Origin of the sequence: Rugamonas rubra (assembly GCF_900114705.1) — a bacterium.
Lineage (GTDB): Bacteria > Pseudomonadota > Gammaproteobacteria > Burkholderiales > Burkholderiaceae_D > Rugamonas > Rugamonas rubra.
On the sequence record NZ_FOTW01000006.1, the window covers coordinates 244818 to 262807 of the forward strand.

The following is a 17990-nucleotide window of genomic DNA, read 5'->3' on the forward strand; positions in this document are numbered from 1 at the left end:
CAAGCCCCACCGGCTCGCGCCGCTGGCGATGGCCTAAAAAAAACCACCCTGCGGCAACACTGCGCCGCAGGGTGGATCAACATCGACGGGGGCCGCCAACGCGGCCCCCCGGCATATCCGCCGCCTACTTCTTGATCTGCAAGCCGTTCTGCACCTCGGTCACGCCCTTTACGCCGCGCGCCAGTTGCACCGCCTTGTCGGCCTCCGCCTGGGACGGCACGAAGCCGCTCAGCATCACCACGCCGTTGACGGTCTCCACATGCACGTCCATCGCCTTCAAGTCCGGTTCCTTGATCAGGTCGGCTTTCACCTTGGTGGTGATGACGGTGTCGGCCACCGCCTCGCCGGCCGAGGCGCTCTTGCCGCGCGCCACGCAGGCCGCCTTGTCGCTGCCGCTCAGCCGGTCGCAATCGGCGTTGGCCTGGGCGGTGGTGGCGGCGCGCTGCTCGGCCTTGGCGTCGTTGACGGCCGCCGTGTGGGTCACCTTGGCCTCGCGCATGCAGTTGCCCTTGCTGTCGCCCATGTCGGCACACTTGGCCTTGGCCACGTCGTAGTCGGCGTCGGCCACGGCGATGCGGGATTTTTGCACATCCTTCTTATCGTTCTTGAACTGCGCCACGGCGTCGGCGTCGGCGCGTGCCCGGGCCGCCTTGGCCTCCTGCACACACAAGTCCTTGGCGTTGCCGCTTTGCTGGTCGCATTTGGCCTTGGTCATCTTGTAGTCGTCGGCGGCCTTGTTGCTCGCCTGCTTGTAGGCGGCCGTGTCGCGCGTCTGCGCCATCGCCGGGCTGGCCATGAAGCTGACGCTGGTGGCGCCTGCCAAGGCAAGGAGGAGTAGTTTGTTCATGATGTGTCCCTTTTGTGTGGTTGACATGGAGATTTAATCCCCACACAGAACGACGCTCTGTGCGGGACCACACACAATCGGGGAAATCAGATCAAAAAGGCAATCGAACAGCGCACGCCTTGTGGCGCATCAATCCTCGCCCAACAAGCCTTTGCTCCACAGCACAGTGACTTGTTCGAAAGGAGTTGCGGCGGGGCCGAACGCCGTGCCGTCGCGCGCCAGCTGCAGCCAGGCGCTGGTGTCGTGCGAGGCGCCGGCGGCACCGGCGCCGCGCCGCAAGCGGCTCAGCCACTGGTGCACCTGGGCGTACTCGGCCGGATGGCGCTGCGCCGTCCAGGCCAGCGCCAGCAAGTCGGAAAAGCCCTCCTCGCGCTGGGTCAGGCGCATCTCCTTCGACATCTCCAGCAGCTCGGGCCGCTCGGCCTGCTGGTGGCCGACTTCGACGAAGCCGGTCGGTAGCACATGCCAGGAGCCCTGGGCGTAGCGCCAGCAATGGCCGACCTCGTGCGCGGTGATGGCCTCGATCAGCACGCCGCGCTGCTCGGCCGGCACACTGTCGAGCACGCTCTCGGCCTGCGGGTTGCCGCGCATCGACAGCACCAGCTTGCAGCGGCCGTGGTCGAAACCCATCGCCAGCGGCACATCGTTGGGGCCGGACTGCGGCTGGACGATGATGTCGATCGGCAGTTGCAGTTGCTTGGCGTAGGCCAGCACGGGGGCGCCGGCCGACAGCCAGCGGGTTTCGACGTCGGTCAACGACGCGGCCGAGGCCGCTACGCTGGCGCCGCCGAGGAGGAGGAGGGATAGGATGAGCTTGTGCATGGTGGATTCCGTGCACCAACTCTAGCATGCTCAGCGCAAAGAAAATTGCTTTGGAGCAGTAACTTCCACAGTATTTTTCTACGTAGAAAAAGTGGAATGATTGAGGCCGAGGCAAGGCCGGCGGGCCAGATTGGAAGGGACGAGCGCAGCTAAGCGAAGAAAACCCGCGCCACAGATCGAGGGTCAGACCCTAGGGTCTGACCCTGGCTTGCGCCGTTGGGTGGTGTTGTAGCCGCCGGCACCTTGGGCAAGCAAAGGCCGGGCGGCAAGCGCTTACTTGGCCAACAAGGCCTTGGCCGTGCTGAAGGCCGGACGGATGTCGTTCGGCACCGTCTTCATCTTGTCGAGCGCCTTCTGCACGTCGGGGCGGATCACCACGTACTTGACCATCATCTCCTTGGCGCGGGCGTAGTCGCCGGTCGCCTCGATGGTGAGGAACTCGCGGTCCAGGTCGATCACCGCCTGCTTGATCTTCTTGAAGTCGACCGCGAAGGTGCCGTCGCCGTGCGAGATGAAGCCGCCCTTGTCGAGCAGGTAGTTCATCTGGATCGCCATGCCGCGCGCGTGCGAGTCGGTCAGGCCGAAATGCAGCGTGCGGAAGCCCGACGCCAGGAAGGTGGTGTAGAGCTTGCGCTCGGCCGCCTCGCCCTGCCCCAGCGTGCCCTTCAACTGGCCCTTGTCCATCATGTAGCCCAGCGCGAACAGGCCGGTGATGTCGGCCTTGGCCTCCTCGATGGTCGAGTAGGCCTCCTTCAGGTCCTGCCGTGGCGTCGACTCCTTGCCGCCGTTCTTGGTCAGGTGCGGACCGAGGCCGTGGGTGATCTCGTGCGCCAGGATGTGGGTGAAGAAGGAATCGAAGTCGAGGTCCTTCTGGTCGGCCGGCTTGAGCACCAGCTTGGAGATCGGCGTCAGCGTCGACTTGAACTTCGCCTCCTGCACGTTCTTCAGCATCACGCGCTTGGAGCCGCGCTGGCTGATGATGCGCTCGTCGTTGGGCAGGTTGTAGGCGGCCGTCTGCACGCCCATGTTGCCGTCGCCGGCGCCGTACACCTGGTTGACCACCACCATCGGCGCCAGCGCGCCGACCTTGGCGTTGCGGTATTGCGCGTCGAGCGGCAGATTGTCCTCCAGCTCCTGCATGTGCTTGGCGAAGAAGTCCAGCTTCTGCGTCTCCTTCTGGTCGCGGATGTTGACGTAGGCCTCGAAGGCGGCCTTGTAGCCGAACAGCTCGTCGTTGTAGGTCTCGTAGGGGCCGATGGTGATGTCGACCGGCGCGTCCAGGTCCATCCAGGCGAAGTCGGAGGCCAGGTAGTCGTTGGACAGGAAGGCGTCGGCGCGCAGGGCGAGGAATTTCTTCAGCGAGGCGTTGTCGGTGGCGGCGGCCGCTTCGCGCAGCAGCGCGGCCAGCTTCTCCAGCTCGGCCTTGTATTCGTCCGAATACTTGACGATCTTGAACTTGCCCTCGGCGTCGTTGCGGATGGTGGTGAAGAACCACTGCGCCTGCTCCTTGTCGGCCGCCGGCAGCGCGTTCATCCACGCCTCCAGCGCCTCCTTGCCGGCGCCGGCCGGGTAGAAGTTGCCGGCCTCCGGCTTCTTGGCCGGGATGGCGATGCCGGCCAGCTGCGCCGGCAGGAAGGCGTCGTGGCCGTCGAGGATGGACCACGGCCCCTTGTTGAGCCAGAAGTAGTTCAGGCGCGCCTTGCCCAGCGGCGTCGTATCCTTTTGCAGCGCGGCCCACAGCGCCTCGTTGTGCGACCAGCGCTGGCGCAGTTGCAGCACGTCGACGATCTTGGCCGCCTCGATCAGTTTGGCGATGGCCTTCTTGTCGCCGGCCGACAGCTTGGACGTGTCGGCCTTCAGCTCGACCGGCGCGTAGCGCGCGGCCATCTTGTTCAATTCGGCGACAGTGGCCGGCGCGGCGACGGCGCCGCCGGCAGCGGCCAGCAGCAAGGGAAGCAGGAGTTTTTTCATGGGACCTTTGGGGGTGGATGGAATAGAAAAAGGCGGGTTCGTGGCCCGCCTCTGCGCCATGGGCGCTTATTGTAATCCAGGTCCATCTGCAAAAACCCACCAGCGAAAATCGAGGGTCAGACCCTAAGGGTCTGACCCTGGCTCTTTGCCTGTGGGTGGTGTGGGAGCCGCCTGCGCCTTGGCTCAGCGGCATCTACCTCTGCTTACCAAACGCGGAAGGTCTGGCCGGTCTGCGGCCCGTCGACGCTGCGGCTGTAGGCCAGCGCGACGCGGCTGCCCTTGGCCGGCTCGAAGCCGATGAAGAAGGGGCCGTAGGTGTCGAGCGCCTCCTCCAGCACCGTCGGGCTGACCACGTTGATGCGCAGGCCGCGCCGCAGATCGATGGCGGCGCCGCGCACAAAGCCCTCCAGCGCCGAGTTGACCATGCTGGCGCTGCTGCCGCCACGGATCGGCTGCTCGCTGACGATGCCGCTGGTGAGGGTGATCGAGCCGCCGTCGTTCAAATGCTCCTGCGCCACCAGGGCGACGTTGACCTGCCCCATCAGCTTGCTGTCGAGGCCGATGCGGTACTGCTCGGGTGTGAACTCGGCCAACGGCGCGAAGTGAAGCACGCCGGCGGTGACCACCACGGCGTCGAACTTACCGCTCTTGCCGGCCTCGGTGAACAGGCGGCGCACCTGGGCGATGTCGGCCATGTCGACCTGGTACTGGCCGCCCTTGCCGCCGACGGTGACGATTTGGTGGCGTTTGCCCAGTTCCTCGGTGACAGCCGAGCCGACGGTGCCGGTGGCGCCAATGACGAGTACTTTCATGATGCTGCTCCTCTGAGTTGTGATAAGTGCAATCAGTATGGACTCATTCGCTTGAGGAATAAATGCGCTACCATGAACAACATTACTAACCCACAGTATGCAATCCATGGACAAGCTACGCAGCATGGAAGTCTTCGTCGCCGTGGTCGACGCCGGCAGCTTCACCGGCGCGGCGAGCGCCTGCGCCATCTCGCCGGTCATGGTGGGCAAGCACATCGCGCAGCTGGAGGAGCGCCTGGGCGCGCGCCTGCTGACGCGCACCACGCGGCGCCAGAGCCTGACCGAGATCGGCCAACAGTACGTCGAGCAGTGCCGCGCCATCCTGGCGCAGATCGCCGCCGCCGAGAGCGGCGCCGAGGCGATGCGCGCCGCGCCGCGCGGCCGCCTGAAGATCACCGCGCCGGTTTCCTTCGGCAGCGAGTGGCTGGGGCCGGCCATGACCGACTACCTGGCGCTGCACCCCGAGGTGAGCCTGGATTTGAACTTGAACGACCGCACGGTCGACCTGGTCGACGAGGGCTACGACGCGGCGATCCGCATCGGCAGGCTGGAGGATTCGAGCATGGTGGCGCGCGCCCTGTTCCCGTATGCGATGGTGATCTGCGCTTCGCCGGAGTATCTGGCGCGGCGCGGCCGGCCGCGGCGGCCGAGCGAACTGGCCGCGCACGAATGCCTCGACTTCACGCCGTGGCAGCACAGCCTGCGCTGGCGCCTGGACGGCAGCGACGGCGCGCAGATGATCCCGCCGGGCCGCTTCCGCTCCAACAACGGCCAGGCGTTGCGCATGGCGGCGCTGTGCGGTTTTGGGATTGTGATGCAGGCCGAGGTGCTGCTGGCGCAGGATATCGCGGCGGGCCGGCTGCTGCCGATACTGGAGGAGTATCTGCCGGCGCCCAAGCCGATGCATCTGGTGTATCCGCGCGACCGCCAGGCGACGCCCAAGCTGACCACCTTCATCGACTTCATGCTGGAACGCTTCGGGCCAGCGGCACATTTGCCGCTGGCCTCTTCCGCGTAGGGAGCGGGCGGCGAACGCCGCCCGAAATGTTAGCGCCACCCCGATTCGCGACGCTCGGGGTCTGACCCCGTACGGGGTCAGACCCCTTGGGCACGGGGTTTTCCCGGCGCCGCCGGCGCGCAACTTGCTACTTCTTACTGCGCCTTGGCGGCGCCCTGCGTGGCCGACGCCAGCGCCGGCGAGGCCTGCCAGCCGGCGCCGAGCGAGCGCGCCACGGCCACCGTGGCCAGCAGGCGCTGGGTGTTGATCTGCGCGGCGGCGCGGTCGGCCGACAGCGCGCTGCGCTGGGCGTCGGTGACGTCAAGGTAGCTCGACACGCCGCGCTCGTAGCGCGCCCGCGCCACCAGGTAGGCGCGCGCCGAGGCCACCTGCGAGGCCGCCTGGGCCTGGCCCTGGCGCTGGCGCTGTTCAACGTCGGACAACGCGTCCTCCACCTCGCGCAGCGCCGTCAGCAGCTTGCCCTCGTGGTTGGCCACGGCCTCCTCGTAGCGCGCCTTGGCCACGGCCAGGTTGGCGCGGTTGCGGCCGCCGTCGAAGATCGGCAGCGACAGCGCCAGCGGGCCAACGCTGAACTGGCGCGAGCCGCCCTTGGCCAGCTCGCGCAGGTTCTCCGAGGCGAAGCCGAAATTGCTGGTCAGGCTGAGCGACGGATAGAACGCGCCCTCGGCCACGCCGATCTGCGCGTTGGCGGCGCGCAGGCCGGCCACGCTGCCGGCCAGGTCGGGACGCTGGGCCAGCAGGCTGGCCGGCAGGCCGACCGGAATGGCCGGCGGCGGCGGCAAGGCGCTGCCGGCCGCAGCCGGCAGTTGCAATGTCGACGGCGAGGCGCCCACCAGCGTCGCCAGGCTGTGTTCGAGCAGCTTGCGCTGGCGCTGGATCTCGTGCAGGTCGGCCTGGGCGTTGGCGCTTTCGATGCGGGCGCGCGACACGTCCAACTCGTTCGACAGGCCGGCGTCGAAGCGCGCCGTGACCAGCTGCTCGGTCTCGTGGCGGGTGTCCAGCGCGCCGCGCAGGATGGCCAGCTCGGCGTCCATGCCGCGCAACTGCCAGTAGGTGCTGGCCACCTGCGAGGACAACAGCAGCAGCACGCCGTCGCGGTCGGCCTCGGCCGCCAGCGCCTGGGCGTCGGAGGCCTCGACCATGCGGCGCACGCGGCCCAGCAGGTCCAGCTCGTAGGACATCGAGGCGCCCACCGTGTACTGGTTGCCCTCGATGGAACGGCCGCCCAGCGCCAGCGACTGCGAGGTGTTGGCCGAGGTGCGCGAATTGGCCACCGAGGTGCTGACGTTGGCCTGCACGCCCTGGCCGGCGCGGGTCACACCCGCTTGCGCCTGCGCCTGCAGCAGCCGCTGCGCGGCCGCCTTGACGCTCGGGTTGTCGCGCAGCGCGCTCTGCTCCAGCCGGTTCAGCGAGTCGTCGCCGAACACCGTCCACCATTGTGCCGGCAGCCGGGCCGCTTCGGCCGACGCTGCGGCGCCCTGGTGGCGGAAGCCGGTCTCGGCGCCCGCCTGCGGCGCGGCGAAGTCGGAACCGACGGTGGCGCAGCCGCCCACTGCCAGCGCGACGGCTGCGGCCAGTGTCATGCGTTTAAAACCTGTCAACATGGTGTTCACCTCAGAATATTGTATAAATCGTTTTCGCTTGGTGCGGTTCGCGCCTAGTGCGCGCCGCCGCCACCGCTAGAAGGAGCCTTCACCTTGTCCGAGAACCACAGGACGAAGATGCAGCCGAACAGCACCGCCGCCGTCAGGAAGAAGCCGTCGTTGTAGGCCATCACATAGGCCTCGCGGCGGACGATGCCGTCGACCGCCTTGAGCGCCATGTCGGCGGCGCTGGTGGCGTCGAAGCCCTTGCCCATGAAGGACTGGGTCAGCGCGTCGAGCCGCTCCTGGGTGGCGCCGGCGAAGCCGGTGACCGATTCGCCCAGGCGCTGCGAGTGGAAGTGCTCGCGGGTGCTCAGCGCGGTGGCCAGCAGGGCGATGCCGATCGAGCCGCCCAGGTTGCGCGTCATGTTGATCAGGCTCGAGGCCGACGGCATGTCCTTCGGCGTGATGCCGTTCATGGCGAAGTTCGACAGCGTCAGCATGACGAAGGGCTGGCCGATGGCGCGCACCACCTGCGACAGCAGCAGCTGGTCGTAGCCGGTGCTGGCGTCCATGTAGGCGTTCATCAGGCAGGAGCCGCCGAACAGCAGCAGGCCGAAGGTGCACAGGATGCGGTTGTCGACCTTCGACGACAGCTTGGCCACGAAGGGCATGATGAACAGCTGCGGCAGGCCGGCCCACATGATGACCTCGCCGATCTGCATCGGCGAGTAGCCGGCGATCTGGCCCAGGTACAGCGGCAGCAGGAAGGAGGAGCCGTACAGGCCCATGCCCATCGCCGCCGACAGCGCGGTGGCGGCGAGGAAGTTGCGCTGGCCGTACAGGCCCAGGTTGACGAAGGGCTGGCTGCGCGTGGTGCTGGTGACGGTCCAACCGAGCAGGCCGACGATGGCCAGCGCGGCGAAGGTGATGATGAACAGCGAGTCGAACCAGTCCTTCGAATTGCCCTCCTCGAGGAACACGGTCAGGCTGCCCAGGCCGACGGCCATGAAGGCGATGCCCAGCCAGTCGGCCTTGAACAGCTGGTCGAGCTGGACCTTCTCGCGGTCCAGGCCGTAGGCGATGCCGCCGATCAGCAGCAGGCCCGGCACCCAGTTGATGTAGAAGATCGACGGCCAGCCGTACAGCTCGCTCAGGTAGCCGCCGAAGGTCGGCCCCATCGACGGCGCCAGCGTGGCGGTCAGGCCGAAGATGGCCATGCCGGTGGCGCGCTTGGACGGCGGCAGCTTGGCCATCACCAGGGTCATCGCCATCGGGATCAGCGCGCCGCCGGTGAAGCCCTGCATCATGCGGAAGGCGATCATGCTCGGCAGGTTCCAGGCGAAGCCGCACAGGGTCGAGAACAGCAGGAACAGGGCGGTGGTGCCGATCATGTAGCCGCGCATGGTGAACACGCGGGTCAGCAGCGCCGTCATCGGGATGACGACGATCTCGGCCACCAGGTAGGCGGTGGCGATCCAGGAGCCCTCCTCCTGCGTCGCCGAGAGCGAGCCGAGGATGTCCTTCAGCGAGGAGTTGGTGATCTGGATGTCGAGCACCGCCATGAAGGCGCCCAACATGCCGGCGGCGACCGCCAGCCAGGTGCGCATCGAGACATGCTCGCCCACCATCGGCGGGCCGAGCGGCTTGGCGCCGGGCGGCAGGGTCTGCGTGGTGCTGGTCATCGCAGCTTCCCTTAGTGTGCCGTGGCTGCCGCAGGTGCCGCCGCCGTCGCGGCCGCTTTAGCGTGTTCGGTTTGGTTCACTTCCACTTCGGCCAGCGCCGACATGCCCGGCACCAGGCGGCCGTTCATGGCCTTGATGTCCTCGGGCTTGAAGACGATCTTGACCGGCACGCGCTGGACGATCTTGGTGAAGTTGCCGGTGGCGTTGTCGGCCGGCAGCAGGGCGAATTGGGCGCCGGAGGCCGGCGCGAAGCTGTCGACGGTGCCGACCAGGGTCTTGCCCGGCATGGCGTCGATCTTCACGCTGACGTGCTGGCCCGGCTGCAGCTCGGCCAGCTGGGTTTCCTTGAAGTTGGCGGTCAGCCAAACGTTCTGCTGCACGATGGCGGTCAGCGACTGGCCCGGCTGGACGCGCTGGCCCACCTCGATCGAGCGCTTGCCGATGCGGCCGGCGACCGGCGCGACGATGCGGTTGTAGCCGAGCTGCTGCTGGGCGTCCTTGAGCTGCACGCGCAGCACGTTGACCTGGGCCTTGAACACCTCGCGCGAGGCGCCGGCGGAGGCGATCTGCGCCTTGGCGGCGCCGGCGTTGTCGCGCTTGGCGGCCAGGTCGGCCACGGCGCTGGAGCGGCCGGCGTTGGCGGCGTCCAGCTCGGCCTTGGAAACGGCCTTCATCTGGCTGTTGTACAACTGGCCGTAGCGCTCGGCGTCCTGCTTGGCGCGCAGCAGCTGGGCCTCCGACTGCGCCACCTGGGCGCCGGCGGCGCTGGCCTGCGCCCTTACCTGGGCGATCTGCGCCTCGGCCTGCACCACCTGCTGCTCGGCGCTGGCGATCTGCGCCTGGATCTGCTCGACCTTGACCTGCTGGTCGACCGGGTCCAGCTCGGCGATGACGTCGCCCTCCTTGACCAGCTGGTTGTCCTCGATCAGCACGCGGGTGACCACGCCGGCCACGCGCGACGACACCGGATGGACGTGGCCGGAAATATAGGCGTTCTCCGTCTCGACGAAGTAATGGCTGCGGTACCACATGCGGCCGCCGGCCAGCAGGGCGGCCACGGCGATGACGCCGGCCACCACCAGCACGCGCCGGTTCGGCGCGGCGGCGGCCGGCGCGTTGGCGGCCGGCGTGCCGGCCGGAATCGATGCGGACGCCGGGTGTACGGCGCTGAGCACTTGTTGTTCTGCTTGGTTGTGCTGGGTGGACATTCGGCGCTCCAGAAATGAAATGGGATAGGTTCATTATTCGCCAAAAAATGCGCCACGTCAAGAAATGAAACGATTGCATTTCATTTTGAACTGGACTACATTATCGCCATCCACTACCATTGCACCCGATGAACACAACCGCCCCCTCAAAACCGGCCGACCAGACGGCCGAGCACGCCTCCGGCGCCCTCTCCGAGCTGGTCGCCAACGACCTGGAACTGGCCTGCTGCGGCAAGGTCGCCGGCCGCCCGCGCGCCGCCGACAAGGAGGCCCGGCTGGAAAGCCTGCTGCACACGGCCGCCTGCCTGTTCCTGGAAAAGGGCTACGGCAAGGTCAGCCTGGAGATGATCGCCCGCGAGGCCCACGTCGCCGTGCGCACCATCTACGTCAAGTTCGGCGGCAAGGCCGGCCTGCTCAACGCCGTCATCGCCAAGGGCCGGGCGCGCTACTTCTCCGGCATGAGCAGCATGGAGACCGACACCCGGCCGATCGAGGAGATCCTGATGGACTTCTCGATCCGCTTCGTCGACCTGGTCTCGGTGCCCTCCTTCGTCAGCCTGCACCGCATGGTCATCGCCGAGGCCAAGAGCACGCCCGAGCTGGCCACCACCTTCAACCAGGCCGGCCCGGTGCAGACGCGCGAACTGCTGTCGCGCCTGTTCTCCCGGCCCGACATCAAGGCCCAGCTGCGCAGCGAGCTGCCGGCCGAGATGCTGGCCGTGCACCTGATCAACTGCATCCTCGGCGACCAGCTGACCCGCCTGCTGTTCCCGCCCGAGCAGCCGCCGACGACGGAGGAAAAGTTGCGCCGCGTCAAAGACGGGCTGGATTTGTTCTTCAACGGTGTTCTGCGCTGAGAAACAATGTAATTTATGCCATACTAGTCCTTTAACAAAAAGGAGGCCGTATGAGCACCATCAACCGTCTCGAATGGAGCAGGCAAGTCGCCCTGCTCAACGACACCATCAAGACCTTCCAGGCCGACCCCAGCCCCAGCCAGCTGGAGGCGGCGATCCGCCAGATGCAGTCCTACGCCGAGGCGGCCCGCCTGGGCGGCATCGAGATCCCGCAGCGCTTCACCGTCAACTAGCACGGCCGCAAGCGGGGGCCGCAAGCGGGCGCCGCAAGCGGGGGCCGCCGGCCGCGCGACACACAGCGCCGGGGTAAAAGTCACATTCCGTTAGATAGTTTCCACAGAAATATTGCTTTAGACAAAATCATTGCCTAAAGTAATATTTATTATGTCAATATTGTTGCTTGCGTTGATGGACGCCTATTTCCCTTGAGGAAACGGGCGGCCCGGCGCGAGCACATTCCGACTATCCAATGGAAACCACATGTCCGACAAAAACCTCAGGAACTACGCCGTCGCCGCAGTCGCCGGCGCCACGCTGATCGCCGGTTGCGGCAACAATCCCAACGACCATGGCGACAACAAGGCCGCCCCCACCATCACCGTGCTGTCGTCCAAGGCCGACTATGTCACCGGCGGCGACGCCCTGGTCGAGATCGGCCTGCCCGAGATCGTCGGCGGCGCCACGCCAACCCTGCACGTGCTGCTCAACGGCGCCGAGGTCGGCGGCGCCTTCCGCCCCGACCCGGCCAAGCCGCGCCACCTGGTCGGCCTGGTGGCCAACATGAAAGTCGGCGCCAACACCCTGAGCAGCAGTTACGGCGGCGCCAGCGCCACCGTCGAACTGAGCAACTACCCGCTGACCGGGCCGGTGCTGTCCGGCCCGCAAACCACGCCCTACAACTGCCAGACGCAGGACTTCGCGCTGCCCGACGGCAGCAAGCTGGGCGCGGCGACGGACGCCGCCTGCTCGGCGCCGACCAAGGTGCACTACCTGTACCGCTCGACGGCGGGCGGCGCGCTCAAGCCGCTGCCGGCCGGCGCCGCCCTGCCGGCCGACCTCGCCACGACCACCACCAGCGCCGGCGCCAGCGTGCCCTTCGTGGTGCGGGTCGAGACCGGCACCATGAACCGCGGCATCTACCAGAACGCCATCCTGTTCAACCCGGCCAAGGACGCCGCGCCGACGCCGCTGGCGCCGCCGGCCGGCTGGAACAAGCGGCTGATCGCCGTGCACGGCAGCGGCTGCTCGTCCGGCTGGTATGTGCAGGGCGCGGCGATGGGCGTCAGCCCCTACACCGGCAACTACCTGAGCCGCCTGGGCGAGGGTTACGCCGTGTTCACCAACACCCTGAACCACCCGACCAACAGCTGCAACGCCACCGTCGCCGGCGAGACCACCATGATGGGCAAGGAGCGCTTCATCGAGACCTTCGGCGTGCCGGCCTTCACCGTCAGCGTCGGCAGCTCGGGCGGCGCCTACACCAGCGAACAGGTGGCCGACGCCTTCCCCGGCCTGTTCGACGGCGTCTTCATCGACACCACCTTCCCCGACGCGCTGGCCATCGCCCTGTCCTCGATGGACGACAAGCTGCTCAACCACTACTACACCTCCAGCCAATCCGGCCTGGTCGGCGAGGCGCAGATGGTCGGCGTGTCCGGCCACAAGTCGGCCCGCGCCTGGTACGACATGGCGGTGCAGTCGGGCCGCACCGACCCGGTCTCGGGCCGGGTCGAGACCATCCCCACCACCGGCTCCTTCGGCGGCCCCTACCTGGCCGGCGCCTTCAACGCCGCCGTGCCGGCGGCGCAGCGCTGGGACGCGGCCACCAACCCGCGCGGCGCCCGCGCCACCGTGTTCGACATCAACCGCAACGTCTATGGCGTCGACGCCAAGGGCTACGCCCTGCGCCCCTTCGACAACGTCGGCGTGCAGTACGGCCTGGCCCAGCTCAACGACGGCAGCATCACGCCCGACCAGTTCCTCGACCTGAACGAGAAGATCGGCGGCTACGACGGCGACGGCAACTACACCGCCGCCCGCACGGTCGGCGACGCCGGCGCCATCAAGCGCGCCTACCAGTCCGGCCTGCAGCTGGGCGGTGGCGGCGGCCTGGCGGCGATCCCCGTGTTCGACCTGTCCTACATCTACGACGAGGACAACTTCTTCCACTACCAGTGGTTCCACTTCGCCGTGCGCGAGCGCCTGCTCAAGGCCAACGGCGACACCAAGAACCATGTGATGTGGCGCGGCGGGATCAGCTTCGCCGACCTGTTCGGCCAGACCACGCCGGGCATGGCCGAACGGGCCGCCGTCAACGCCAAGGCGCAGGCCGACGGCTGGGCCGCCTTCATCAAATGGGTCGCCGCCTACAAGGCCGACAAGGGCGCCGGCACGCAGCGCGACAAGATGATCGCGCGAAAACCGGCCGAGGCGGTCGACGGCTGCTTCACCAACTCGAGCAACCCGCAGTTCATCGCACAGACGCAAACGCTGGGCAGCGGCGGCGCGGCCGGCAGCTGCAACGCCTTGTGGCCGTCGTGGAGCTTCGCCCGCGCCCAGGCCGGTGGCCCGCTCGCGGCGGACAAGCTGAAGTGCGAACTGAAGCCGGTCGCCGCCGCCGACTACAAGGTGACCTTCGACGCCGCCCGCCTGGCGCGCCTGAACGCCATCTTCCCCAACGGCGTGTGCGACTGGAGCAAGCCGGGCGTCAACCAGACGGCCGTGCTGCCGTACGCCTCGTTTGGGCCGTCGCCGGTCAACCCGGTGTTCGACGTCAGCAAGCCCTAGGGTGGCGGCGGCCGGCGCGCAGTCGCCGGCCGCCGGCCCTCAGGTGCGCGCCGGCGCGGCGCGCGGACGCAGGCGGCGCCAGGCCAGGACGATGCCGCTGACGCTGACCAGCAGACCGCCGGCGTTGATCGCCACCATCCACAAGTCCCACCAGGGGCGCCGCTCGATCAGCGGCGCCCAGTCCCAGCTGTGCAGCAGGCCGAACAACCAACGCTTGGCGCGCTGCCGGCCGTCGACCTGTTTGACCACGGCGCCAGTGGCCGGGTCCAGGTACAGCCAGCTATCGTGGGGATCGTCGAACTTCAGGCGCAGCACCGGCAGGTGGCGCGGGCCGCCCGTCATGGTGTGCGCCTCGCGGCTGTAGTAGTAGCTGTCGTACTGCCGCAGCACGTCGGCCGCGACGATGCGGTGCGGCGCCAGCAGCGTGCCGCCCAGCTGGCGCAGCCGCGCCATGTCGAAGGCGGCGAAGGGCGGCGCCGTGTTGAAATCGACATCGGCCCGCGCGCCGGCGGCCAACAGACGCGTGCCGCCCTGCCCGTCCAGCGCCAAATAGTAGCCGGCGCCGTCCACCACGCGCCATTCCAGCTCGCGCGCGGCGAAGCCGCTGGCGGCCAGACGGCGCAAGGCCTCGCCGGCCGGCAGCGCGAACTGGGCGGCGCTCAAGCGGCCCGCCTGGGCCGCCTTCGGCGCGCCCGAGTCGAACACCTTGAACGGATTCATCGACAGCAGGCCGCTGAAGATGAAGCTCAGCGCCAGCGTGCCGAACACCAGCCCCAGCACGTGGTGCCAGCGCATCCACGGCTCGCGGTAGGGCGAGTGCGAACCGCTGCGGAAGGTGCCGGAAAAGCGCCAGCGCCACACCCCCACCAGCATGCCCAGCAGCGCCAGCACGGTCGCCGCCAGCGCGGTGTAGATGACGATGTCGCTCCACAGCGCATCGGTGGCGCCGCCGCGGAACGGGTACAGCCAATGTATCCAGCTGCCCACCCAGTTCCAGTCGCGCTCCACCGCGCTGGCGTCGCGCACCACCTCGCCGGTGCGCGCCGACACGTACAGCCGCGTCTCCGCCTCGTCGTCCATCTGCACGCGGTGCAGCGGGCGCAGCCCGTCCAGCGCCTTCGACAGCGTGTAGGGGTCCTCGGCGACCAGGTCCAGGTAGCTCGTCGCGACGCCAGGCATGAAGGCGCGCGCCGCCGCCAACGCCGCCGCCGGCGTGGCGCCGTCGACGCGGCCGCCCTCGGCGCCGTCCAGCGCCACCAGCTCGGCCCGGCCGCCGCCCTTGCCGTGGCTGGCGCCGTTGGCGTAGCCGAGCAGCGCGCGCGGCTGCCCGGCCACCGTGGTCAGGCGCAGCGCGGTCGGCGCCTCGCTGCGGCCGGCGCTGTCCAGCCAGCGCTGCAACGAGGCGCAGCAGGCGGTGCCGTCCAACTCGGGCAGCGCGGCGAGCCGCTCGGCCTGGGTCAGTTTCGGATAGCCGACGTACATCATCACCACGCCGGAGAAGAACCACATCGCCATGAACAGGCACAGCACAATGCCCAGCCAGCGGTGCAGCAGATAGATTTGACGCTTCATGCGCACACCTCCATCAGTACCAGGACTGCAGCGTCAGATCCAGCGAACGGGGCGCGCCCAGGTAGAAGCTGCTGGCGCCGACATTGGCCGCGTAGATCTTGTCGGTGAGGTTCTTGACGCGGACGGTGAGCTGGGTGTTGCGCCGCAGCTGGTAACTCAGGTTGGCGCCGAACAGGGTGTAGCCGGCGTCGCTAACGCTGTTGGCCGTGTTGCCGTAGCGGCGGGACACGCGCCGCGCGTCCAGGCCCAGTTGCAGCGCCGCGCTGGGCTTCCAGCTCAGCCACAGGTTCGACACCCAGGTTGGAATGTTGGCCGGCGTCTTGCCGGCGCGCGACACCGCCACGCCGCCGCTGGTTTCGACGAAGGCGTCGTACTGCGCGTCGGTGTAGGCCAGGTTGCCCTGCACCTGCCAGCTAGGGCTCAGCTTGAACGAGGTGGCCGCCTCGACGCCGCGCGACGATTGCTGGCCGACCGGCAGCGTGGCGCCGGGATGGTCCGGGTCGGCGATGGCCAGGTTCTTGCGCTCGATGCGGTAGGCCGCCAGCGTGGCGCTGCCGCGCCCGTCGAGGTAGTCGAATTTGCTGCCCAGCTCGAACTGGCGGCCGGTGGTCAGCTCGGAGCCGCGCGCCTGGCTGTACGAAACCGAGCTGAGGATGCCGGCCGGCGGGTCGGCCGCCGTGCTGTACTGGACGTAGACGTTGGCATGCGGCGTCAGATCGTACATCAGGCCGAGGCGGCCCGTGGTCGGCCGGTAGTCATGTTCGAAATACGCCGGGTTGCTGGCGCTGGCGGCCTTGTGGTTGCGCAGCGCGATGTCGATGCGGTCGTGGCGCAGCGCCGTCAGCAGCGCCAGGTCGGGCCGCAGGCGCAGGCGGTTCTCCAGGAACAGCGCCAGCGTGTTGACCTGGTTGGTGCGGTCCGGCGTGAAGCCGGGCGTCATGCCGGGCACGTCGAAGAAGCGCTCGGTGCTGAACCACAGCGGATCGACGCTGCTGACCGGGCCGGACAGCGACAGTGGGAAGCGCGTCTGCGTGTTGCGGCTGTAGTCCAGGCCGGCCGACCAGTCGGCCGCCATGCCGGCCAGCGCGCCCTTGTGCGCCCACTCGATGCGTTCGCCGCGCAGCTGCTGGTCGTGGCGCTGCAACAGGGCGCCCGAGCGCAGCACCGCCGTGTTGGCGGCGTTGAAGGCGTAGGTCTCGACGTTGCGGTAGTCGCGCAGCGCGTCGTAGTGGTAGACGGTGTTCTTCAGCGTGGTGTTGGGCGACAGGCGGTATTCCAGCAGGGAGCGGGCCCAGCGCACGGTCTGTTCGTACACGCCGTCGGCCGAGTTATAGTTCTTGAAGCGGGTCGCCGGGTCGATGCCGGCGTCGCCCGTGGCCGGGTTGCGCAGCGGCGTGCCCCAGTAGGGCCGGTCGACATGCTCGTGCTGGTATTCCAGCGCCAGCGTGTGGCTCAGGCTGGGGCCGAAGTCGCTCAACAGCGAGGCGGCCGCGTTCAGCGCGTCGCGCCGCTGGCCGTCGACATAGCCGTCGCTGTGGCTGCGGTTGACGTCCAAGCGCACGGCGTGGCGCGCGCCGGCGGCCTCGCCCAGGCGCCGGTTCAGGCCCAGCGCCAGGTCGGCGTTGGCGAAGGAGCCGTAGCGGACGCGCCATTCGAACAGGTCGGCGTCGCGCTGCGCCAGCTTGCTCACATAGTTGATCGAGCCGCCGACGGCGCCGGCGCCGAACAGGTAGGTCGACGGCCCGCCGATCACCTCGACCCGCTCGATGATCCAGCTGTCGATGGGGCGCGCGGCGATGGCGTCGTACTGCGGCGTGATGCCGTTGAACAGCTGGCTCAGGCTGGACGCGCCGAAGCCCCGGTAGTAGACCGTGCCGGCCGAGCCGGGCGGCGCGGCGGCGGTCACGCCGGGCACGCTGGAGAGCACCTCCTGGGTGTTGTCGGCGCCGCGCAACTCGATGGTGGCGCGGTCGACGACGGCCACCGAGGCCGGCGTCTCGCGCGCGGTCAGGCCCAGGCGCGAGCCGGTGCCGTTGGCCTGGTCGAGCGCCAGGGCGTCGCGGCTGGCGTTGACGGTGACGGTGGCCAGGGTCGGCTCGACGGCGGCGGGCGATGCGGCCAGGGCCTGCGCGCACAGCACGGCGGCGGCGCTGGCGAAGACGGTTTTGCGGATGGTTTTACCGATGTTGTTGTTGATGTTGTTGTTGACGTTTTTGTTGATGTTTTTGTTGGTGTTCATGCTGGGTTACCTCGAAACTAGACAATGCTCTGCCGGCGTCGGCGTGGACCGACGTGGCAAGAAGGCGCGCGAGCGCGCATACGCCACCGGCCGCTGGGTGGCAGCGGCGTCGATGGTCGGAATGGCGAAACGGTCTAGTGGAGGCGCGGCGGGCCGCGCGGATGCGCGACCGACCACCAGCGCAGGCTGCGCGGGGCGTCGAGGAAGAGTTGCGGATAGCGCGCCGGCCGCGCCTGTGGCAGGGCCAGCGTGTGGGAGGCTTGCGGCGTCGGCAGCAGCGTCGCGTGCAGCGCGCAGAACGGACAATGCTCTAGCTGGGGCTGGGCCGGCGCCGCCGGCCGCTGCGGCGCCAGGTCGGCGGCGGCCACCAGGCGGCTGCCCTGCGCCGAACAAATCTGCATCCACTGCTGCGCGTCCGACCTCGCCAGCAGCCGCGCCAGCGTCGGCACCGCCGCGAAGCCAAGAATGGTGGCGAGCGCGAGCCAGGACAACAGGCGGCGAAGGAAGTGGGAGCGCAACATGGCGGCGATTCTACAGAACGGCCGGCGACAGCGTCAATACGCCGTATGGCTAGGTGGGCCCTCCCACG

General features: G+C 68.3%; 14 protein-coding genes. 4 read left to right on the forward strand and 10 right to left on the reverse strand.

Features of this window, described 5'->3' with window-relative positions; translation table 11 throughout:
• Positions 1-124 precede the first annotated feature (124 nt).
• The 4 genes from BM252_RS05595 to BM252_RS05610 form a co-directional block, all read right to left on the reverse strand.
• Positions 125-847, reverse strand: a complete 723-nt coding sequence (locus tag BM252_RS05595; RefSeq protein WP_093384777.1) for a BON domain-containing protein — start codon at positions 845-847, stop codon at positions 125-127.
• Between the two features lie 129 nt (positions 848-976).
• Positions 977-1669 carry a hypothetical protein gene (locus tag BM252_RS05600; RefSeq protein WP_093384779.1) on the reverse strand — a complete coding sequence of 231 codons (693 nt, stop codon included), beginning with the start codon at positions 1667-1669 and terminating at the stop codon, positions 977-979.
• Positions 1670-1942: 273 nt separating this feature from the next.
• Positions 1943-3640 carry a dipeptidyl-peptidase 3 family protein gene (locus BM252_RS05605; RefSeq protein ID WP_093384782.1) on the reverse strand — a complete coding sequence of 566 codons (1698 nt, stop codon included), beginning with the start codon at positions 3638-3640 and terminating at the stop codon, positions 1943-1945.
• Between the two features lie 203 nt (positions 3641-3843).
• Positions 3844-4452, reverse strand: coding sequence for a short chain dehydrogenase (locus tag BM252_RS05610; RefSeq protein WP_093384784.1), 609 nt, complete (start codon positions 4450-4452; stop codon positions 3844-3846).
• A gap of 106 nt (positions 4453-4558) precedes the next feature.
• Here BM252_RS05610 and BM252_RS05615 point away from each other — a divergent pair, with 106 nt between their 5' ends.
• Entirely contained in the window at positions 4559-5470 is a 912-nt protein-coding gene (locus BM252_RS05615; RefSeq protein ID WP_093384787.1) for a LysR family transcriptional regulator, read from the forward strand.
• A 134-nt stretch (positions 5471-5604) separates the two neighbouring features.
• Here the strand turns inward: BM252_RS05615 and BM252_RS05620 are convergent, their stop codons facing one another.
• The 3 genes from BM252_RS05620 to BM252_RS05630 all read right to left on the reverse strand — a co-directional run bounded on the left by BM252_RS05620 (position 5605) and on the right by BM252_RS05630 (position 9946).
• Positions 5605-7053 carry an efflux transporter outer membrane subunit gene (locus BM252_RS05620; protein WP_245774102.1) on the reverse strand — a complete coding sequence of 483 codons (1449 nt, stop codon included), beginning with the start codon at positions 7051-7053 and terminating at the stop codon, positions 5605-5607.
• A 74-nt stretch (positions 7054-7127) separates the two neighbouring features.
• Positions 7128-8738, reverse strand: coding sequence for a DHA2 family efflux MFS transporter permease subunit (locus BM252_RS05625; protein WP_093384789.1), 1611 nt, complete (start codon positions 8736-8738; stop codon positions 7128-7130).
• A gap of 11 nt (positions 8739-8749) precedes the next feature.
• On the reverse strand, positions 8750-9946 hold the full coding sequence (locus tag BM252_RS05630) for an HlyD family secretion protein (protein WP_093384792.1): 1197 nt from the start codon (positions 9944-9946) through the stop codon (positions 8750-8752).
• Between the two features lie 128 nt (positions 9947-10074).
• Between BM252_RS05630 and BM252_RS05635 the strand changes: the two genes are divergently transcribed.
• The 3 genes from BM252_RS05635 (at position 10075) to BM252_RS05645 (ending at position 13590) form a co-directional block, all read left to right on the forward strand.
• Positions 10075-10803 carry a TetR/AcrR family transcriptional regulator gene (locus tag BM252_RS05635; protein WP_093384795.1) on the forward strand — a complete coding sequence of 243 codons (729 nt, stop codon included), beginning with the start codon at positions 10075-10077 and terminating at the stop codon, positions 10801-10803.
• A gap of 50 nt (positions 10804-10853) precedes the next feature.
• Positions 10854-11036 (forward strand): hypothetical protein, encoded by a 183-nt coding sequence (locus BM252_RS05640; RefSeq protein WP_093384797.1) that lies wholly within the window; start codon positions 10854-10856, stop codon positions 11034-11036.
• 247 nt (positions 11037-11283) lie between these two features.
• Complete coding sequence (locus BM252_RS05645) at positions 11284-13590, forward strand: DUF6351 family protein (protein ID WP_093384800.1); 2307 nt, start codon at positions 11284-11286, stop codon at positions 13588-13590.
• Positions 13591-13629: 39 nt separating this feature from the next.
• Here BM252_RS05645 and BM252_RS05650 read toward each other — a convergent pair whose 3' ends face one another.
• The 3 genes from BM252_RS05650 to BM252_RS05660 form a co-directional block, all read right to left on the reverse strand.
• Entirely contained in the window at positions 13630-15162 is a 1533-nt protein-coding gene (locus tag BM252_RS05650) for a PepSY domain-containing protein (RefSeq protein WP_093384803.1), read from the reverse strand.
• Between the two features lie 13 nt (positions 15163-15175).
• Positions 15176-17401, reverse strand: a complete 2226-nt coding sequence (locus BM252_RS05655) for a TonB-dependent receptor (RefSeq protein ID WP_093384805.1) — start codon at positions 17399-17401, stop codon at positions 15176-15178.
• Positions 17402-17535: 134 nt separating this feature from the next.
• The gene (locus tag BM252_RS05660) at positions 17536-17922 is read right to left on the reverse strand and encodes a DUF2946 domain-containing protein (RefSeq protein WP_093384808.1); all 387 of its coding nucleotides are present in this window, start codon (positions 17920-17922) and stop codon (positions 17536-17538) included.
• Between the last annotated feature and the right edge of the window lie 68 nt (positions 17923-17990).